Origin of the sequence: Solibaculum intestinale (genome assembly GCF_040096205.1) — a bacterium.
Classification (GTDB): domain Bacteria; phylum Bacillota; class Clostridia; order Oscillospirales; family Acutalibacteraceae; genus Solibaculum_A; species Solibaculum_A intestinale.
The window spans coordinates 49,044-67,479 of sequence record NZ_JBBMFD010000010.1; the positions used below are offsets into that span (position 1 = coordinate 49,044).

Annotated in this window: 17 protein-coding genes; 3 read left to right on the plus strand and 14 right to left on the minus strand. The window is 57.6% G+C overall.

Annotation, left to right across the window (positions count from 1 at the left end):
• Nucleotides 1-5: 5 nt before the first annotated feature.
• The 6 genes from WMO26_RS07380 to WMO26_RS07405 all read right to left on the minus strand — a co-directional run bounded on the left by WMO26_RS07380 (nucleotide 6) and on the right by WMO26_RS07405 (nucleotide 6,661).
• Nucleotides 6-1,823 (minus strand): thiamine pyrophosphate-binding protein, encoded by a 1,818-nt coding sequence (locus WMO26_RS07380; protein WP_349219324.1) that lies wholly within the window; start codon nucleotides 1,821-1,823, stop codon nucleotides 6-8.
• A 281-nt stretch (nucleotides 1,824-2,104) separates the two neighbouring features.
• Entirely contained in the window at nucleotides 2,105-2,536 is a 432-nt protein-coding gene (locus WMO26_RS07385) for a GtrA family protein (protein ID WP_349219326.1), read from the minus strand.
• Complete coding sequence (rfbH, locus tag WMO26_RS07390) at nucleotides 2,533-3,873, minus strand: lipopolysaccharide biosynthesis protein RfbH (RefSeq protein WP_349219328.1); 1,341 nt, start codon at nucleotides 3,871-3,873, stop codon at nucleotides 2,533-2,535. The genes WMO26_RS07385 and rfbH overlap by 4 nt, the downstream gene beginning before the upstream one ends.
• A gap of 3 nt (nucleotides 3,874-3,876) precedes the next feature.
• A complete protein-coding gene (rfbG, locus tag WMO26_RS07395) occupies nucleotides 3,877-4,935 on the minus strand; it encodes a CDP-glucose 4,6-dehydratase (RefSeq protein ID WP_349219364.1) in 1,059 nt (352 codons plus the stop codon).
• Nucleotides 4,935-5,711 (minus strand): glucose-1-phosphate cytidylyltransferase, encoded by a 777-nt coding sequence (gene rfbF / locus WMO26_RS07400; protein WP_349219330.1) that lies wholly within the window; start codon nucleotides 5,709-5,711, stop codon nucleotides 4,935-4,937. Before rfbF ends, rfbG begins: the two co-directional genes overlap by 1 nt.
• A 284-nt stretch (nucleotides 5,712-5,995) precedes the next feature.
• Entirely contained in the window at nucleotides 5,996-6,661 is a 666-nt protein-coding gene (locus WMO26_RS07405) for a 4'-phosphopantetheinyl transferase family protein (RefSeq protein ID WP_349219331.1), read from the minus strand.
• A 265-nt stretch (nucleotides 6,662-6,926) separates the two neighbouring features.
• On the opposite strand from WMO26_RS07405, the gene WMO26_RS07410 reads away from it, so the two are divergent.
• Together WMO26_RS07410 and WMO26_RS07415 are read left to right on the plus strand one after the other, a co-directional pair.
• Nucleotides 6,927-8,522, plus strand: a complete 1,596-nt coding sequence (locus WMO26_RS07410) for an ABC-F family ATP-binding cassette domain-containing protein (RefSeq protein ID WP_349219333.1) — start codon at nucleotides 6,927-6,929, stop codon at nucleotides 8,520-8,522.
• 170 nt (nucleotides 8,523-8,692) lie between these two features.
• Complete coding sequence (locus WMO26_RS07415; protein ID WP_349219335.1) at nucleotides 8,693-8,908, plus strand: helix-turn-helix domain-containing protein; 216 nt, start codon at nucleotides 8,693-8,695, stop codon at nucleotides 8,906-8,908.
• A 62-nt stretch (nucleotides 8,909-8,970) separates the two neighbouring features.
• On the opposite strand, the gene WMO26_RS13600 is transcribed toward WMO26_RS07415, so the two are convergent.
• Nucleotides 8,971-9,075, minus strand: a complete 105-nt coding sequence (locus tag WMO26_RS13600) for an iron hydrogenase small subunit (protein ID WP_353963367.1) — start codon at nucleotides 9,073-9,075, stop codon at nucleotides 8,971-8,973.
• Between the two features lie 604 nt (nucleotides 9,076-9,679).
• Here WMO26_RS13600 and WMO26_RS07420 point away from each other — a divergent pair.
• Nucleotides 9,680-9,883, plus strand: coding sequence for a hypothetical protein (locus WMO26_RS07420; protein ID WP_349219337.1), 204 nt, complete (start codon nucleotides 9,680-9,682; stop codon nucleotides 9,881-9,883).
• An 86-nt stretch (nucleotides 9,884-9,969) separates the two neighbouring features.
• On the opposite strand, the gene WMO26_RS07425 is transcribed toward WMO26_RS07420, so the two are convergent.
• From WMO26_RS07425 to WMO26_RS07455, 7 genes are all read right to left on the minus strand, one after another.
• Nucleotides 9,970-11,712: an NADH-dependent [FeFe] hydrogenase, group A6 gene (locus tag WMO26_RS07425; protein ID WP_349219339.1), complete on the minus strand. Its 1,743-nt coding sequence runs from the start codon at nucleotides 11,710-11,712 to the stop codon at nucleotides 9,970-9,972.
• A gap of 21 nt (nucleotides 11,713-11,733) precedes the next feature.
• Nucleotides 11,734-13,521, minus strand: a complete 1,788-nt coding sequence (nuoF, locus tag WMO26_RS07430; protein WP_349219340.1) for an NADH-quinone oxidoreductase subunit NuoF — start codon at nucleotides 13,519-13,521, stop codon at nucleotides 11,734-11,736.
• 15 nt (nucleotides 13,522-13,536) lie between these two features.
• Nucleotides 13,537-13,905: a (2Fe-2S) ferredoxin domain-containing protein gene (locus tag WMO26_RS07435; protein ID WP_349219341.1), complete on the minus strand. Its 369-nt coding sequence runs from the start codon at nucleotides 13,903-13,905 to the stop codon at nucleotides 13,537-13,539.
• A 64-nt stretch (nucleotides 13,906-13,969) separates the two neighbouring features.
• Nucleotides 13,970-14,539 (minus strand): ATP-binding protein, encoded by a 570-nt coding sequence (locus tag WMO26_RS07440; protein WP_349219342.1) that lies wholly within the window; start codon nucleotides 14,537-14,539, stop codon nucleotides 13,970-13,972.
• Between the two features lie 4 nt (nucleotides 14,540-14,543).
• Nucleotides 14,544-15,041: an NADH-quinone oxidoreductase subunit NuoE family protein gene (locus WMO26_RS07445; protein WP_349219343.1), complete on the minus strand. Its 498-nt coding sequence runs from the start codon at nucleotides 15,039-15,041 to the stop codon at nucleotides 14,544-14,546.
• Between the two features lie 494 nt (nucleotides 15,042-15,535).
• Nucleotides 15,536-17,485, minus strand: a complete 1,950-nt coding sequence (locus WMO26_RS07450) for an FAD-binding protein (protein ID WP_349219344.1) — start codon at nucleotides 17,483-17,485, stop codon at nucleotides 15,536-15,538.
• Between the two features lie 3 nt (nucleotides 17,486-17,488).
• Nucleotides 17,489-18,259 (minus strand): 3-ketoacyl-ACP reductase, encoded by a 771-nt coding sequence (locus tag WMO26_RS07455; protein WP_349219346.1) that lies wholly within the window; start codon nucleotides 18,257-18,259, stop codon nucleotides 17,489-17,491.
• Nucleotides 18,260-18,436 lie beyond the last annotated feature (177 nt).

Sequence of the window (18,436 nt, forward strand, 5' to 3'; positions counted from 1 at the left end):
TCTCCTTATTCCTTGACCGGCTCAATGATCATGTTCTTTAAAAATTCTTCCCGGTCTAAAAACGGGGCCAGATCCTCCAGCGGCGCGGAAACCAGGGTGCCGTCCGGCAGCCGCTTGGTGGCGGATTTGGGTTCAAACTTTTGGTCCAGCGAAACGAATATCTCGCAGATGGCCGGACCCTTCTGCGCCAACGTTTCTTCGATGGCCTTACCCAATTCCCCGTTGCTTTTTGCGCAGGTGTAGGGATAGCCGTAAGCCGGGGCAAGCTTGGACATGTCCGGAAAGCTCAGATCCCCGCTGTCCACGCCGATGCCCACCAGCGGCTCTCCGAAGAAGTTCTTCTGGGTCTGGCGGATGGAATGATAGCCCCCGTTGTTGATGAGGAAAATTTTTATAGGCATTTGGTGATGGATGATGGTCTGCAGCTCCTGAATGTTCATCTGAATGCTGCCGTCGCCGGTGACGCAGATCAGGTCCTGACTGTGGTCGGCTACGCAGGCGCCGATGACGGCGGGCAGGTCGTATCCCATGGAGGCGATGGCGGAGTTGATGATGAACCGCTGCCCCTTCTTGATTTCATAGCCGTGGCTGCCCACCACGCAGGCGGAGCCGTTGCCCACCACCGTGATTTGATTTTCCTTTAAGCGGCGGCTGAGCTCTTTGATCAGGCAGTAGACGTTGGCAAGCCCCTCTTGCTCATAGTGCTTTTTCTGCACCACCGGATAGTCCCGTTTCCAGCTCTGGCAGCGGGAAATCCAGTCAGGCCCATGAAACAGGGGTTCCCCGCCGGGAAGAGCCGCATCCAGCTTTTCGAGCAGGTCCTTCGCGTCGGCATGAACCGGCAGGTCCACATGCAGGGTGGGCTTTTTAAGCTCTTCGGCATCCACGTCTTCCATAATCACATAGGCTTCTCTGGCCCAGGTCTGGTAGTTATACCCCACCTGGCGGATGCTTAGACGGCTGCCGATGGAAAGGACCAAGTCGCTGTTTTGCACGGCGAAGTTGCCCGCCCGGTCCCCCATGATGCCGCCCCGGCCTACATACAAGGGATGGTCGTCGTACATAGCGTCGATGCTGTTCCAACCGGTGACCACTGGGATGCCCAGCTTTTCCACCACCCGGCGGAAGGCGTCGAACCCGCCGGAGATGCGGATGCCGTTGCCCGCATAAAAAACCGGGCGCTTGGCCTCCTTGACCTTTTGCAGGATGGTTGCAACCGTCTCCTGGCCCACCGGGGGAGGAAGCTCCTTTTCATAATCCTTGGGGTCATACCCCTCCAAATCGTCCGTTTCGATGTATGCGCCCTGGATATTGAGCGGGATGTCCAGCCAGCAGGGGCCCGGACGGCCGTGCTGAGCGATGTACAGCGCCTTTTCCAGAGAGTAGCGGATGCGCTTGGCGTCCACCACCATTTCGCTGTATTTAGTCATGCAGCCGACCGCCTTGACGATGTCAAACTCCTGGTCCCCCATAGCTCGGATTTGAAGCCCCGTGCTGCGGGCGGTGGTATCGTACCGCACCTGGCCGGAGAGAATGAGCATGGGAATGGAATCCAGATATCCGCCCAGTACTCCCGTGATGGCGTTGGAGCCGCCCGGACCGGTGGTCACGCATACGGCCGCGATTTTATTGTGGATGCGCGCATAGCTTTCCGCCGCGATGGCGCAGGCCTGCTCGTGGTGGTTATAGATGCACGTGAGCCCTTCCTGGTGGCCCAAAGCGTCGTTTAAATGCATGGCGCCGCCGCCGGTGACGGTGAAAACGTGGGAAATCCCGTGGCGCACCAGAAAATCAGAAATGTAGTTGGATACTTTGATTCTCATAAAAAACCGCCGTTTCTCCAGCGACCGAAAGGGTAAGGGAACCGACTGTCCCCGAGCCGCTGGGAAGGGACGGCGGTTTTTTTTGGCGCATAAGGACACAAAGCACAGCGGATGTGTCTGCGCATGGGAAGGAGCCTTCAAAGAAGGCTTGACGCCTTTTCTATGGCGCTTTGCGCCCGAAAACCCGGTCGATTTGCTGCAATGAGCGGCAAAACAAACGGGGCCAAGACAAGCAGAGTGCCGAAAGGCGCCCAAAAGAGGCCTTTCGGCAGAGAAAACGGTTATTTGAACGCCCAGAACTTATTGAGCAGGAAATTCAGAGGAATGGTCAAAAGCAGGTTGATAATCGGCGCGATCATCTCGGACACATTCCAGTAATGCACCAGCACGAAAAGAAACCCGGTTCCCAGCAGGAAGGTGCTCCCGTAGGAAACGAATACCTTAACAAAAGATTTGCCGTGCTTGCGGTCCTTCTTCTGAAAGACAAATTTGCTGTTCCAGATATAGGCGTTGATGACGCTGATGACAAAGCCCAGGGTGTTGGCCAGAATGTAGTGCTCCACCCCAAGAAGCAGCACCACCGCGTAATAGACCGCCAGGCTGATGAGGGTGTTGGACACGCCCACCAGGCCGAACTTTACAAACTGCCACACAAACTTCCAGAAGTCTTCCTTGCTGTGGATGTTGAACTTGTCCAAGAGGCGCTTTATCATGCCGTTACCGCTTCCTTGATGGTTTTGGCCATGTAGTCGATCATCTCATCGGTCATGCCCGGATAAACCCCCACCCAGAAGGTGTCGTTCATGATCCGGTCGGTTTCCTTCAAGTCCCCGACGATGCGGTAGCCCCTGCCGGTTTTGCGCATCTCGTCAAAGCAGGGATGCTTTACCAGATTGCCGGCAAAGAGCATCCGCGTCTGCACGCCCTTGCTTTCCACATACTGTACCACCTGGTTGCGGTCCACCCCTTCCTTGCAGGTCAGGAGAAACCCGAACCAGCTGGGACGGGAATGCGCGCAGGCTTCAGGCAGGATCAGCTTGTCCGACACGTCCTGCAGCGCGGCTTTGAGCCGGTCAAAATTGTGCCGGCGCTTTTCCACGAAGGAGGGGAACTTCTTTAACTGGGCCACCCCCACCGCCGCCTGCATGTCGGTGGCCTTGAGGTTATAGCCGAAGTGGGAGTACACATACTTGTGGTCATATCCCAGCGGCAGCTCGCCGTACTGCTTGTCAAAGCGATGCTGGCAAAGGTTATCCCGGCCGGAGGGGCAGATGCAGTCCCGTCCCCAGTCCCGGAAGGAGCGGATGAGCTTGTGCAGCAGCGGGTCGTCGGTATACACCGCGCCGCCTTCCCCCATGGTCATGTGGTGCGGGGGATAGAAGCTGGAGGTGCCGATGTCCCCGATGGTGCCGGTGAACTTTTCCACCCCGTCGATGGTGTATTTGGAGCCTAAGGCGTCGCAGTTGTCTTCGATGAGCCACAGGCCGTGCTTTAAGCAGAAGTCCTTCACCGTTTTCAGGTCAAAGGGGTTTCCAAGGGTATGGGCCGCCATGACCGCCTTGGTCTTGCCGGACAAGGCTTTTTCCAGCATGGACACGTCCAGGTTGTACTGGGGGATGGTCATGTCGATAAAAACCGGGATGGCGCCGTACTGAATCACCGGGGCTACCGTGGTGGGAAAGCCTGCCGCCACCGTGATCACCTCGTCGCCCGGGCGGATGGCCCGTTCGCCAAGAAGAGGGGAGGTGAGCGCCATGAAGGCGATCAGGTTCGCCGAGGAGCCGGAGTTGACCAGGGAGCAGTACTTGACGCCCAGGTACTCGGCAAACTGTGCCTCGAACTGGTCGGTATACCGCCCGGCGGTCAGCCAGAATTCCAGGGCGCTGTCCACCAGGTTGACCATTTCCTCCCGATCGTATACCCTGGAAGCGTAGGGAATCCGCTGGCCCTCCTCAAAGGGCTTCTTCTGGTTGTGAAACCGGTCGCAGTACGCGGCCACCATCTCTAAAATCTGTTCCTTTGCCTGTCCTTCGGTCTTATTTTCAAACATAGCTTACTCCTGTTCTCCATAAAATTCCGCAATCTGCGCCTGCATACAGGCGGACACGTCGCCGCCCGCCAGATAGACCTTGGTCCACTCCACCGTTTTCTCCACCGCCCTCGCCACATGCCAGCGGGGCTTCCAGCCGAAGACCGCCTTGAGCTTGGAGCAGTCGAGTTTTAGGAAATTGGCTTCGTGGGGGCCGCCCACCGACTGGTTGATCCATTTGACCCCGTCTCCCCACTTCTCGCAGAAAAGGGAAACCAGCTCGCCGGTGGTGACGCAGTCGCATTCGTCGGGACCTACGTTATAGTATCCCGCAAATTTTTCCATTTCATACTGCCTTTGCGTGATCATCAGATAGGCGCCCAGCGGCTCGAGCACGTGCTGGTAGGGACGGGTGGAATGGGGGTTTCGCACCACGATGTCCTCGCTCTTTTCCACTGCGCGCACGCAGTCGGGGATGATGCGGTCGTTGGCAAAGTCCCCGCCGCCGATGACGTTGCCGGCCCGTGCGGTGGAGATGGCTACCCGCCCGTCGGCAAAGAAGGAGTTTTTATAGCTGTGAGTCACCAGCTCCGAGCAGGACTTGGAGTTGGAATACGGGTCGAAGCCGTCGAGGGGTTCGTTCTCCCGGTAGCCCCATTCCCATTCATTGTTGTGGTAGACCTTGTCGGTGGTCACGTTGAGAAAGGATACCACGCTGTCGCTTTCCCGCACGCACTCGAGGACGTTTACCGTGCCCATCACGTTGGTTTCATAGGTATAAACCGGTTCCTTATAGGAATCGCGCACAATGGGCTGGGCCGCCAGATGCAGCACGATCTCCGGCCGCGCCATGGCGAACACCTCCCGCAGCCGGGGCAGGTCCCGGATGTCCCCGATGATGGAAACCATATCGTCCGCGATGCCCGACAAGTCGAAAAGGTTGGGCTCGGTGGGGGGGACCAGGGAGTACCCCGTCACCCACGCGCCCGCGTCGATGAGCATTTTGCACAGCCACGTTCCCTTAAACCCGGTGTGCCCGGTGACCAGCACCTTTTTGTCCTTATAAAAAGAGGGATCAAACATCAATCGTTCCACACCTTCCACGGGGCGTGCCCGGACGCCCACATTTCTTCCAGCCGCATCTTATCCCGCTGGGTATCCATGCAGTGCCAGAATCCGTCGTGCTTGTAGGCCATCAGCTGACCCATGTTTGCCACCGTTTCCAGCGGCTCTTTTTCAAAAACCGTAGCGTCTCCCGCGATATACTGGAAAATCTCCGGGTTTAACACCATAAAGCCGCCGTTAATCAGGCTGCCGTCATCCTTGGACTTTTCCCGGAAGGCATGGATGGTGTTGTCCCCGCCCACCTCCAGCACGCCGAACCGCTGCCCAGCGTTGATGGCGGTCATGGTGGCGATTTTGCCGTGGCTCTTGTGAAACGCCACTAATTTGTTGATGTCCACGTCGGACACCCCGTCGCCGTAGGTGAGCATAAAGGGCTCGTCCCCAATGTACTCCTGGATGCGCTTGACCCGTCCGCCGGTCATGGTGTTAAGTCCCGTGTCCACCAGCGTCACCTTCCACGGCTCGGAGAAGTTGTTGTGCACCGTCATCTTGTTGTTGGCAAGATCAAAGGTAATGTCCGACGTGTGCAGAAAATAGTCGGAAAAATACTCCTTGATCACATAGGCCTTGTAGCCTAAGCAGATGACAAAGTCATGAAACCCGTAATGGGAATATTGCTTCATAATGTGCCACAAAATCGGCTGTTCGCCGATTTCGATCATGGGCTTGGGCTTTAAATGGCTTTCTTCCGAAATGCGCGTGCCGAACCCACCGGCCAAAATGACAACTTTCATCGGTTACATCCTCTCAATCCATCGTCCGGCGGCGGACCGCCTGATCTGGTTTTCTTTGCCGTCGTTTTTAAAGATAGGCGCAACAATACTCTACATTATACCATACCGTGCAACTGGTGTTAAGTGGAAAGGCAGAAACCGTCCCCTGTTTCCCAGGGAAAACACCGCCGCCTGCCTGCGAAAACCCCGAAAGTTTTGGGAAAACGGCACGGGGGTTTGCAGACGGGTTTTGCTTTTCTTAGAAAAAAGCACAAAAAGAACGGGGCGGTGAAAAATCAGAATATTTACAAAATATTTTCAAATGGAACCACCGTCAGCCGGAAATCGGAGGAATCCTGGGCGGTGGCCGCTGTGAGCACCACGCCAGGCCGGGGCAGAAGGCTTCGCAGGCGCAGGCGGGTTTGCCGGTACCGGGCCGTGGCCGGGCGCAGATGCCGGTGCTCCACCGAGACAGCGGCAAGGCCGCCCGCAAGCCCGTCTCCCGCCCACTTGAGCACGCTTTCCTTCGCGGTCCACAAGGCGGTAAAGAATAAGTCCCGTTCCCGCCCTGCGAGGCTTTGCAGATAGGTGTACTCCTCGGCAGCAAAGGTCCGTCTGGCCACCGGGAGCCGGGCGGGCCCCACTTCCTCCAGGTCCACCCCGACCGGGCTTTTATCCATAGCACAGGCCGCCCAGTTCCCGGAATGGGACAGGGAAAAGTGAATCCCCGGATGGCCGGTCAGATAGGGCTTTCCGTGAGCGCCGGCGGCAAAGGCGGCCTGCTCCGCCGCGATGCCCGCTCCCTTTAACGCATGGCGCAGCAAAAGCCCAGCCCCGGCGCTGCGGGCCCGGTCGTCGGGCTTTAAAAGGCGGCCGAGGGCTTCTCTTCGGCCCGGGGACAGGAAGGGCAGCGTAGAAGCGAGGGTTTCCTGCCGTAGGAGCGGGGAAACCTCCATCAGATAAACGTCCATGGCCAAAGCGCCTTCCTTTCCCTTTTCTTTGTATTATAGCGGGCTTATCCCGCTTCCGTCAACAAAAAGGGATCTTTTTCCCTGCAAAAAACAAAGGAAATTCGCTGTTTTCCCGCAGAAAATCGGGAATTTTACCCCAACCCCCAAAAATCCGAAGCAAAAGCTGTTCTGCCGGGGAAAAATGTCCCCATGGGCTGGTAATTTACACGCTGCTGTGATAAAATATACTAATTTCGCAGAGAAACCTTTTACTATCGGAGGAACTATGATTACCGTATCCAATGTCAGCTTGAATTTCAGCGGAACCAGCCTGTTTAAGGACGTGAATTTGAAGTTCACCCCGGAAAACTGCTATGGCATCATCGGCGCCAACGGCGCGGGAAAGTCCACCTTTCTGAAAATCCTGTGCGGCGAGCTGGAACCGTCCACCGGCGAGGTGATTATTCCGCCCACTGTGCGCATGTCCGTCTTAAAGCAGGACCATTTCGCTTACGACGACTATTCCGTGCTCGACACGGTGATTCTCGGAAACCCCAAGCTTTATCAGATCATGAAAGAGAAGGACGCCCTCTATGAAAAGCCGGACTTCAGCGACGAGGACGGCATTCGCGCGTCCGAGCTGGAAACCGAGTTTGCCGAATTAAACGGCTGGGAGGCCGAGTCGGACGCGTCCAAGCTCATCCAGGGGCTGGGGCTGCCGGAATCGCTTTTATACGCCCAGATGGAGGGGTTGACGGGAAAGGAAAAGGTCAAGGTGCTTTTGGCCCAGTGCCTCTTCGGAAACCCGGACATCATCCTCATGGACGAGCCTACCAACGGCCTGGACATCGACGCCATCGACTGGCTGGAGAACTTCCTCATCGACTATCCCGGCACGGTGATCGTGGTTTCCCATGACCGGCATTTTCTCAACAACGTCTGCACCCACACGGTGGACATCGACTATACCAAGATCAAGATGTACGTGGGCAACTACGATTTCTGGTACCAGTCCAGCCAGCTCATCCAGCGCATGATCAAGCAGCAGAACAAGAAAAACGAGGAAAAGGCCAAGGAGCTGCAAAGCTTCATTGAGCGGTTCTCGGCCAACAAGTCCAAGTCCAAGCAGGCCACCGCCCGCAAGAAGCTTTTGGAGAAGCTGACCATCGAGGAGATGCCCGCCTCTTCCCGCCGCTATCCCTTTATCGGCTTTGCCATGGACCGGGAGGCCGGCAAGGACATCCTGGCGGTGGACGGCCTTTCCAAGACCATCGACGGGGTAAAGGTGCTCGATTCCATCACCTTCCGCCTGAACAAGGGGGACAAGGTGGCCTTTGTGGCGGAAAACGAGATCGCCATGACCACCCTGTTTAAAATCCTCATGGAGGAGCTGGAGCCGGATGAGGGAAGCTTTAAGTGGGGTGTGAGCACCACCCAGTCCTACTTCCCGCAGGACAATTCCAGGTTCTTCGACGGGTGCGACCTGTCGATTGTGGACTGGATGCGCCAGTATGCCAAGGACCAGACGGAAACCTATCTGCGGGGCTTTTTAGGCCGGATGCTTTTCTCTGGGGACGATATCTTTAAGCCCGTGAAGGTCCTCTCCGGCGGGGAAAAGGTGCGGTGCATGTTTTCTCGGATGATGCTCTTCGGCTCCAATGTACTGGTTCTCGACCAGCCCACCAACCACCTGGACCTGGAATCCATCACCGCGGTCAACAACGGCCTGGAGGATTTCAAGGGCAACATCCTTTTTGCGTCTCACGACCATGAGTTCATGCAGACGGTGGCCAACCGCATCATCGAGCTCGACGGGGAGAAAATCGACCGGGTTTGCACGTACGACGAATACTTGGAGTATAAAAAGGAACGAAATCAATAATCTGGATTGTTTTTGAGGCGCCGTATAAAACGGCGCCTTTTTTCTATTTGTCTGGACATTAGATGCTGTCGTATGAATAGCCAAATGTGGTTATTGAAATTTGTGATAGATTTTATTTATAATTGATATTACGGAGCTAAGTCGAGTAGGAAAGGGGAAGCTAGGGTCATATGGTGCGCTTGCGGGCAAAAGAGCTATTGGAGGAGCAGGGAAGATCAAAGTATTGGCTTTTCAAGCAGCTTGGAATGAGTTATCAAAGTGTAAGCCGGATGCTTAACAACGAAACACAGTCCATCCGGTTTGCATGCATGGATACACTTTGTCAAATCTTTCACTGTTCGCCCCAAGATCTTTTTGAATATTCTGACGAAGAAGAACAAATATAAAAGTCTCCATCTGCATTGGACGGGGGCTTCGATGGTGGTTCCTATTTGAGGGCTTTCTATCCCTAATCGAAGGTGTGCGACACTTCGTGAGCCACATGGTTTCCCGGCTTTCCGGGAGAGCTCTCGTATACCTTTTGGATGGCGGGATAATCGTGAGACTTATGCAGGGTAAGATCCGCTTTTCGTCATAAAGGGCCTCGTTCCGCTTGGTCTTTTCCCAAAGGGTTTGCTCCGTTTTTCAGGCCTAAAGATGTGAAGCCCTACGTGTTTGTCGGTCCCTTCCGTCCGGTTTCAACCTGACATCGTGTTCATTTCTTTCGCGTCGCCGAAAGAAACGAACCAAAGAAAGGGCGACTTAAGGGAGAAAAACTTCGTAAAGTTCGGGGGCAAGGTTTTTCTCCCTTAAGAATCCCTCTGTCCGCTCGGCCGGGTTGGTGATAAATATTCACAACCAATTTTACTGGTTATCTGGGTTTTGTGATTGTATTTCACGAAATCGTGTTTTCTTCCCTTTGCCCTCCTCCGATAAGAGGGGGATTTTCAAGGGGGAAAAACAGGTGTCCCAGATTCTAGCGTCTTTTTCCCCCTTGAACCGCCTTTTCTTTCGCCTCTTTCTTTTGGCGGCGCAAAAGAAAGGGGCAGCTAAGAATTATAAGGAAACTAAATTTCATGAAGAAAAATAGCTTTTTGGCCTGCAAACAACACCTTTCGAGCACAAATCAGGAATAGCGCCCGCCCGCCTGCAAATCCTAGCAGCGGGAGGGTGTTTTCATGATGTACCACGATTTGCAGGAGCTGATTCAGAACAGCCGGAGCAGCCGGGAATATTTCCTGTCTCTGCCGGTGAAAACCCAGTGCAGGCTGCACGACTATCACGAGCATGTGCATTCGGCACAGGAGCTGCACCGGGCGGCCCGGGCGGTGGAGGACGTTGACCGGCTGGATCATTTAGGCGGCTGGAACCAGGGGCGCTGAACAGCGTCCCTTTTTCTTTGCAGACGCGAAAACCCCCGGCGGAGTAAAATCTCCGCCGGGGGTCGTTGTTTTGCCGGAAAGGACGCTTATTTGTAGCCCTTCTGCTCCTGATAGGAGGTGTGCAGCACTTCGTGAGCCACATGGCTGCCGGGCTTTCCGAGGAAGTCCTCATACACCTTCTGGATGGCGGGGTTGTCGTGAGACTTGCGCAGAGCAAGGCCTGCATCCTCGTCGTAGAGGGCCTTGGCGCGCAGGGTACGCAGGTCCACATTGTTGCGCACCACCGCCGGCTGAATGGGCTGGCCGCCGCCGTTGACGCAGCCGCCCGGGCAGCACATGACTTCGATAAACTGATAGTCCGCCTCGCCGCGCTTGATCTTCTCCAGCAGCTCGGCCGCGTTTTTCAGGCCCGACGCCGCCGCGACCTTGATGTTCAGGTCGCCCACCTGGTAGGCGGCTTCCTTGATGCCCGCCGTACCGCGCACTTCCTTGAACTCCACCGGAGCGCCGGGGTCGCCGGTGATCCACTCCGCCGCCGTGCGCAGGGCCGCTTCCATCACGCCGCCTGTGGCGCCGAAGATGACGCCCGCGCCCGTGGCTTCGCCCAGGGGGCTGTCAAACGTTTCATCGGGAAGGTTTGCAAAGTTGATCTTCGCCTTTTTGATCATCCGGGCGAGCTCCCGGGTGGTCAGAGCGATATCCACATCCGGTACGCCCGCCGCCGATTGGTCGGCGCGGCCCACCTCGAACTTTTTCGCCGTACAGGGCATGATGGAAACCACCACCATGTTCTTCGGGTCAATGCCTTCCCGCTTGGCGTACCAGGTCTTCGCAATCGCGCCGAACATCTGCTGGGGGCTCTTGCAGGAGGACAGGTGAGGAAGGAGCTCGGGATAGTAAAGCTCGCAGTAGTTGACCCAGCCGGGAGAGCAGGAGGTGATCATGGGCAGGGTGCCGTCCTCTTTGATGCGCTCCACCAGCTCGTTGGCCTCTTCCATAATGGTCAGGTCCGCGGCAAAGTCGGTGTCGAACACCTTATCAAACCCGAGACGGCGCAGGGCCGCAGCCATTTTGCCTTCCACATTGGTGCCGATGGGCATGCCGAAGGCTTCGCCCAGGGTGGCGCGGATGGAAGGAGCCGCCTGCACGACAACGGTCTTCTCCGGGTCGCTGAGGACTTCCCAGACCTCGTCGGTCTGGTCCTTTTCCGTCAAGGCGCCGGTGGGGCAGGCCACGATACATTGACCGCAGGAGACGCAGGAGGTGTTGGCCAGCGGCATCTCGAAGGCGCAGCCGATGTGAGAATCAAAGCCGCGGGCGTTGGTGCCGATGACGCCGATGCCCTGCTCGGCGCAGGCCGCCACGCACCGCCGGCACAGGACGCACTTGCTGTTATCCCGCACCAGGTGGGCACAGGATGCGTCGATGGCGGTTTCGGGATTGTCCCCGTCAAAGTAGGACTCGTCCTCCACTCCCAAATCGTAGCAAAGCTGCTGCAATTCGCAGTTCTGATTGCGCTCGCAGGACAGGCAGCGGCGCTTGTGGTTGGAAAGAATCAGCTCCAGCGTCAGCCGGCGGGACTTCTGAACCTTCGGGGTGTTGGTGAAAACCTCCATCCCTTCGTTGACCGGATACACGCAGGACGCCACCAGGGAGCGGGCTCCCTTGACCTCCACCACGCAGATGCGGCAGGCGCCAATCTCGTTGATTTCCCGCAGATAGCAGAGCGTGGGGATGTCGATGCCGGCCTCGCGGGCCGCCTGCAGAATCGTATAATTCTTCGGCACGCTCATGGGCATACCGTTGATTTTGATGTTTACCATATCCATCTCGTCTGACACGCTCCTTTCTTATTTCTTCTCAATGGCGCCGAAGCGGCATTTCTCAATGCAGGCGCCGCACTTGATGCACTTCGCCGTGTCGATCACATGGGCGTTCTTCACCGTGCCGGAAATGGCGCCCACCGGGCAGACCCGGGCGCACAGGGTGCAGCCCTTGCACTTCTCCGGATCGATCACGTAAGAAAGGAGCTTTTTGCACACGCCGGCGGGACATTTCTTGTCCACCACGTGGGCCTCGTACTCCTCGCGGAAGTATTTGAGGGTGGAAAGCACCGGGTTGGGCGCCGTCTGGCCTAAGCCGCACAAAGAGTTCGACTTGATGTGGTAGCACAGCTCCTCCATCTTGTCCAGATCCTCCAGAGTGCCTTCGCCCCGGGTGATCTTGTCGAGCATCTCGTAAAGGCGCTTGGTGCCGATGCGGCAGGGGGTACACTTCCCGCAGGACTCGTCCACCGTGAATTCCAGGAAGAACTTCGCAATGTCCACCATACAGGTGTCCTCGTCCATCACGATCAGGCCGCCCGAACCCATCATGGAACCGATGGCGATCAGGTTGTCGTAGTCGATCGGTACGTCAAAATGCTCGGCCGGGATGCAGCCGCCGGAGGGGCCGCCGGTCTGTGCCGCTTTGAACTTTTTGCCGCCCGGGATACCGCCGCCGATTTCCTCGACGATTTCCCGCAGCGTAGTACCCATGGGCACTTCCACCAGACCCGTGTTGTGAATCTTGCCGCCCAGGGCAAATACCTTCGTGCCCTTGGACTTTTCCGTGCCCATGGCTTTGAACCAGTCCGAGCCCTTTAGGATGATCTGGGGAATGTTCGCGTAGGTTTCCACGTTGTTGAGGATGGTGGGCTTTCCGAACAGGCCCTTCTGCGCCGGGAAAGGAGGCCGGGGCCGGGGCTCGCCGCGCTTGCCTTCGATGGAGGTCATCAGCGCTGTTTCCTCGCCGCAGACGAACGCGCCCGCGCCTAAGCGGATGTCCAAATCGAAATCAAAGCCGGTGCCGAAGATATCGGTGCCCAAAAGGCCGTATTCCCTGGCCTGGTCAATGGCGATCTGCAGCCGCTTGACCGCGATAGGGTACTCGGCCCGGATGTAAATGTAGCCTTGGTTTGCGCCGATGGCGTAGCCGGCGATGGCCATGGCCTCGATGATGGCGTGGGGGTCGCCCTCCAGCAGGGAGCGGTCCATAAACGCGCCGGGGTCGCCCTCGTCGGCGTTGCAGCAGACGTATTTCTGGTCGGCCTGGTTGGCCGCCGCCAGGCTCCACTTGACGCCGGTGGGAAAGCCGCCGCCGCCGCGGCCGCGAAGGCCGGAATCCTTAATGGTGTCGATGACTTCCTGGGGCGTCATCTCGGTCAGCGCCTTGCCGAGGGCCGCATAGCCGTCCATGGCGATGTACTCGTCGATGATCTCGGGATTAATCACGCCGCAGTTGCGCAGCGCGATGCGGTGCTGCTTTTTATAAAAGTCGGTTTCGTTCAAGGACTTGATGGTATCCTCGTCCACCGTCTCCTGATAGAGCAGGCGGGTAACGATGCGGCCCTTTAACAGGTGCTCGCTGACGATCTCCGGAATGTCCTCGGGTTTTACCATGGAATAAAAGGCGCCTTCCGGATAGATAACCATAATCGGGCCCAACGCACACAGGCCGAAGCAGCCGGTGCGCACCACGTTTACTTCTTTCTCCAGGCCCGCCTTCTGGATTTCCTTCTTGAGGACCTGGATGATGTATTCGCTGTTTGAGGAGGTACAGCCGGTACCGCCGCAAACCAATACGTTTGACCGATACATTGTATGCGTTCCTCCTTACTTCGTCGCCGCGCCGATGGTGTACTCCGTCACCACATTGCCGTTGACAATGTGGTCGTTCACCACGCGGACCGCCTTTTCCGGCGTCATTTTCACATACGTGACCTTTTCCTTGCCGGGCGCGTACACTTCCACCACCGGCTCATATTGGCAGATGCCGATGCAGCCGGTTTGGGTGACCATCACGTCGGAAAGCTGCCGCTTGGCAACCTCCTCGACGAAGGAACTGAGCACCGGCCTGGCGCCCGCGGCGATACCGCAGGTGGCCATACCCACCACAATGCGGGTGCTGGCCTCGCCCTCGCGCATTTCCACGTTGGCGCGGACCTTGTTCTTTATCGCCTGAAGCTCTGCTAAGCTTTTCATTTCATTACACCTCCGAGAGTATTGGATGAAGAGGGCCGGACCCTGTCCGGCCAGAAGGGCTCGTTTACGTGGATGCGCCGGACGGCGCACCGCCCGTAAGCTCCGCTTCGTTTTCCTCTAGAAATTCCCGCAGCCACTGCACCGTTTCCGGGGCGTTGAGCGGGACGCCGGGACCGAGGATCCGCCGCATTTCCCGCGTGTCCAGCGAAAAGGTAAGACCGTCCCTCGCCCGGTTGTAGACAAAATCAATGGCGGGGTTGAACGGAATCAGGGACAGCAGGGTCGCGTTTATGTCCCCCAGCGGGGGACGGTCAATGTGGGACAACTGGAACCATGCGGTTACCACCGTCCCCTTATGTAGAGTGGAATCAATGGAAAAGTCCCCTCCCGCCATTTGGGCCGCCATTTTGAAGAATGGGACGCCGAACCCCACCCGTCGGGTGGTGCGGGTGGTATAAAAGGGATTGACAACCTTTTGCACCTGTTCCTCGCTCATACCGCAGCCGTTGTCCGAAATGCGGATGGTGAGACGGTCCAGGTCCGTGTTTTCCAGAATGTCAATTCCTATGAGGGTAGCCCCTGCCTTAATGGAGTTTTGCACAATGTCCAAGACGTTGAGCGACAATTCGCGCATGGCCTTACTCCATGTATTTGGCTAAAATGGTATCCACGTCCTCCGGCTGAAGCTTGCCGTACACTTCGTCGTTGATGGTGATGACCGGCGCTAAGCCGCACGCGCCGATGCAGCGGCAGGCCTCCAGGGAAAACTTCCCGTCCGGGGTACAGTCGTCCGCGCCGATACCCAGCTTTTCCGACAGCCGGTCAAAAATTTTGCCCGACCCCTTTACGTAGCAGGCCGTGCCAAGACATACGGAGATCTTGTACTGGCCCTTGGGAGTGAGGGCAAACTGAGAGTAAAAGGTGGCTACGCCGAAGATTTCCTCCATGGGGATGCCCATATCCTGCGAGATGATCTGCTGCACCTCAATGGGAAGATAACCGTAGATCTCCTGGGCTTCCTGCAGAACCGGCATGAGCGCGCCTTTTTCGTCCTTATGCCGGGCGATGGCTTCCCGCAGCTGCGCTTCCTGCTCGGGCGTGCCGGTAAACGGCAAAGAACCAATTCGCTTTTGCATTCCTGTTCCTCCTGTTAACAATCGATTGGCATATTTGTTAAAAACGTAACAAACACGCCGCGCTAAATCGTATTATATCAGATTAATCGACAAAAATCTATACGAAATATGTGCCATCCCGGAAAAATTGCAGAAAAACCGCCGGGCATCGTTTTAAAAAGTTGTTAAGTGTGCACAAGCGATAAAAAATCCCAAATTTCTTGTGCAATGCTTCTAAAATTCCGTGAAAAAAGGAAGCAAAAGCCGGGCAAGTGGATATACTGGAGCTGCAAAAGCTGGCGGCGATTTCCGGGGGTAGAAAGGACTTCCAGAATGCGCTAAAAACAGATCAAAGAGCTGTTTTTAGCGCATTCTGCCACTCTGCGGCCGGGCGCATTATCAGGATTGGCCCTGGGACGGGACGGCTCGGATGGCCGTTTTATCGCTTTGCGCTGCAAGGCGATAAAAAATCCCCGCACTACCAGCATAAGCGCGGGGATGAAAAAATATTCCAGTTAAAGCCCATCCACATTGCCCGTTTCCCGGAAGGACCGCCAGACATTCTCGAAAAAGTCCTCCCGTTGCGGGATAGGACGGCGGGGACGCACAAGGGCGCAGGGCCCCTCTTTTGTTAGGCGGACTTCCTGAATCGCTTCGCTGCCCTTCTCTGCCAGGGAATGCCGGAATTCCTCCGAAAGCCCGGTGGGCAGGGTTCCTTGCGGGTCATGGTACAGAGCGGAACCCCGGCTTTTGCCGCCATTTTTTAGATAGGAGAGCATGGCAAACAGGTACGCCTGCTGGGAAAGAAGCAGGTCCCGGTAGCGAAAGGAAAGGGAGAGCTCGCCGGGCAGAACCGGGGACCTACCCCACTGGGCCAGCTCCGCCTGGGCTTCCTTCAAAGCGGCGGCCATCCCTGTTTCCCTGCGAAAAGGGCCGCCCGCCTCGCTCATGCGCCGCTGGGCATTGGCGACCTGTCCCCGGATGCTTTCGGCATCTTGGTCCACCGGTGTAGTGAGCAACGCTTCCACCTGGGAAGAAACCGCGTTTAGAAACGCTGTTGCAGACATGGGCGGCTGGGTTCGTTTTGCGGCGATGTACCGGGCGGCCCGCAGGGAACCCACCTGCCCCGCGTTGAGGGCGCTGCCGCCCGGACGGGTGACGCCGTGGGTCCCCGCCGCTTCGCCCACGGCAAACAGGCCGGGCAGGGTGGTTTCCCACCAGCTGTTTACCTTCAGGCCGCCGTTGTTGTGCTGGGCGCACAAAGCGATTTCCAAAGGTTCCTTTGTCAGGTCCACCCCGCGGCTTCGGTAAAAGTCCACCGCCGGGCGGTTCATTTGAAGAAGCCGGTCGATGGGCCGCCCGAAGCAGGCCCCCGCCGCCGTCAGGTACTCTCTCGCCTGGGGCTCCAGCGCGGCCGCGTCCAGTTCCCCGCCGCCGGGATTCTCCAAAAAGTCCAGCACTACCCGCCGGCCCTTGCGTTTGGTTTCCAGGAATACCAGCACGTCCAGAATGGAGGAACCGCAACGCACCTTCGTAACATCGAAGGGCCATTCGTAGCCCTTGCGGAAAATGTGGTTGCACATGGAAGCCGGGTCCCCGAAATAGTCGAGTAGGAATTCCCTTGGATCCGACCCGTCCGGAGCGGTGGACAAAAACCGAGGCAGCGCCTGCATGTAGGTGCCGGACACGTTCCACCGGGGACTCACCGACGCAAGGCCGAACTGCCATTCGGTCAGGTTCTGCCCCGCGGCGCCCGCCTCCAGCGCCGCGCCCGTGCTCCCCCAGTGCCCCGCGGGGTACACCGAGTCCAGATACATCCCGGCCGGGCCGCCGGTGGCCCAGACAAGGCTGCGGCAGTTGACCAGCAGCCAGCGGCTCTTTGCGGACTGCGGATTTTTGCAATTAAGACACAAAAGGCCCGCCGCTTGCCCGCCGATGGTGAGAATGCGCACCGCCTGGTACCCGTCCAAAATGGGGATGCCCTTTTCGAGCACCTCCCGCTCCAGCGCCTCGGTCATGAGCTTGGAGGTAAGCGGCCCCGCCGAGGTGGCCCGGCGGCGTAAGTCGTGGTCGGTGCGGTAGCCCACGTATTCGCCGTAAGGCCCGTCGGGGAAGGGGACGCCCAGCTCCACCAAGCGCAAAAAGCACCGGACGGAACTGGCCGCCTCCGCCAGGGCGTGCTCCCCGTCCACACAGCCGCCGGAAAAAAGGGTTTCGGCCATGGCCTGAACGCTGTCCGCCTCTTCGCCCGCCAGCGTCATCTTATAATAGGTTTGCTTATCGGAACCAGTATTGCGGGAGGTGCCGCAGTTCATCCCTTCGGTAACGAGGGTCAGGTCCCGCCGGCCGAAGGAGAAAAGCCGCGAGGCGGCGTTGAGCCCGGCGGCCCCGGAGCCCACCACCGCTGTCTGCACGGTAACCACCTTCACCGTCTGACCGGCAAGCTGTACCATTTCTTCCTTCATGGCTTATAACCTCCGGATGTGATAGCCGCCGTCCACGTTGAGAACATCGCCGGTGGAATAACGCAGTTTGTCGCTGATGAGCAGAGACACGGCCCCCGCCACGTCCTCGGGCGTGCCCCACCGAGCGATGGGGACCTGGCCGCTCTCGGCGAAAAATCGGTCGTATTTCTCCGTGACCGCAGCGGTCATGTCGGTGGCGATGATACCCGGGCGCACCTCAAAGACCCCGATGCCTTCCTCGGCCAGCCGGTCGGCAAACAGGGCGGTGACCATGGAAACCCCCGCCTTGGAGATGCAGTATTCCCCGCGGCTGACCGAGGAAACGTAAGCCGACATGGAGGATACGTTGACGATCACGCCCCGCCGGCCCTCCACCGGTTCCTGCCCCACCATCCGCCGGGCCACCGACTGGGTGAGAAACAGCATGCCCTTTAAGTTGATGTCCAGCACCTGAGTGAAGCTTTCCTCGGTCATGCTTAGAAGGTCCGTGCGCACCTTGGGAGCCACCCCGGCGTTGTTTATGAGAATGTCGATACGGCCGAAGGCCTCCACCGATCCGGCCACATACCGCTCCCGGTCGCCCCGATCGGCAAGGCTGCCGGAGAAATAGAGAACCGGGCTTTGCCCCGTCCGTAGGTCCTTTAGAACTGGGGCGACCTTTTCTTGGGGCGAGGTGCCCAGGATGCTCACCCCGACCCCTTCCTTTAAAAGCTGCCGGGTGATGGCAAGACCGATGCCCCGGGCCCCGCCGGTGACCAGCGCGTAACGTTTCATATATACATCCCTCCAAACGGACTGCGGCGCTGTCGCCGCATAGATACCTTTAGGATAAGCGTTTCGCTTCTCTGCGTCAATGTCCCATTCCGGGCCCGGTGAAGAAAAAACGCAGAAAAATCCCCGAAAAGACCGTACAAGAACGCAAAAATATAGTATAATGGCTTGCGAGAAGAA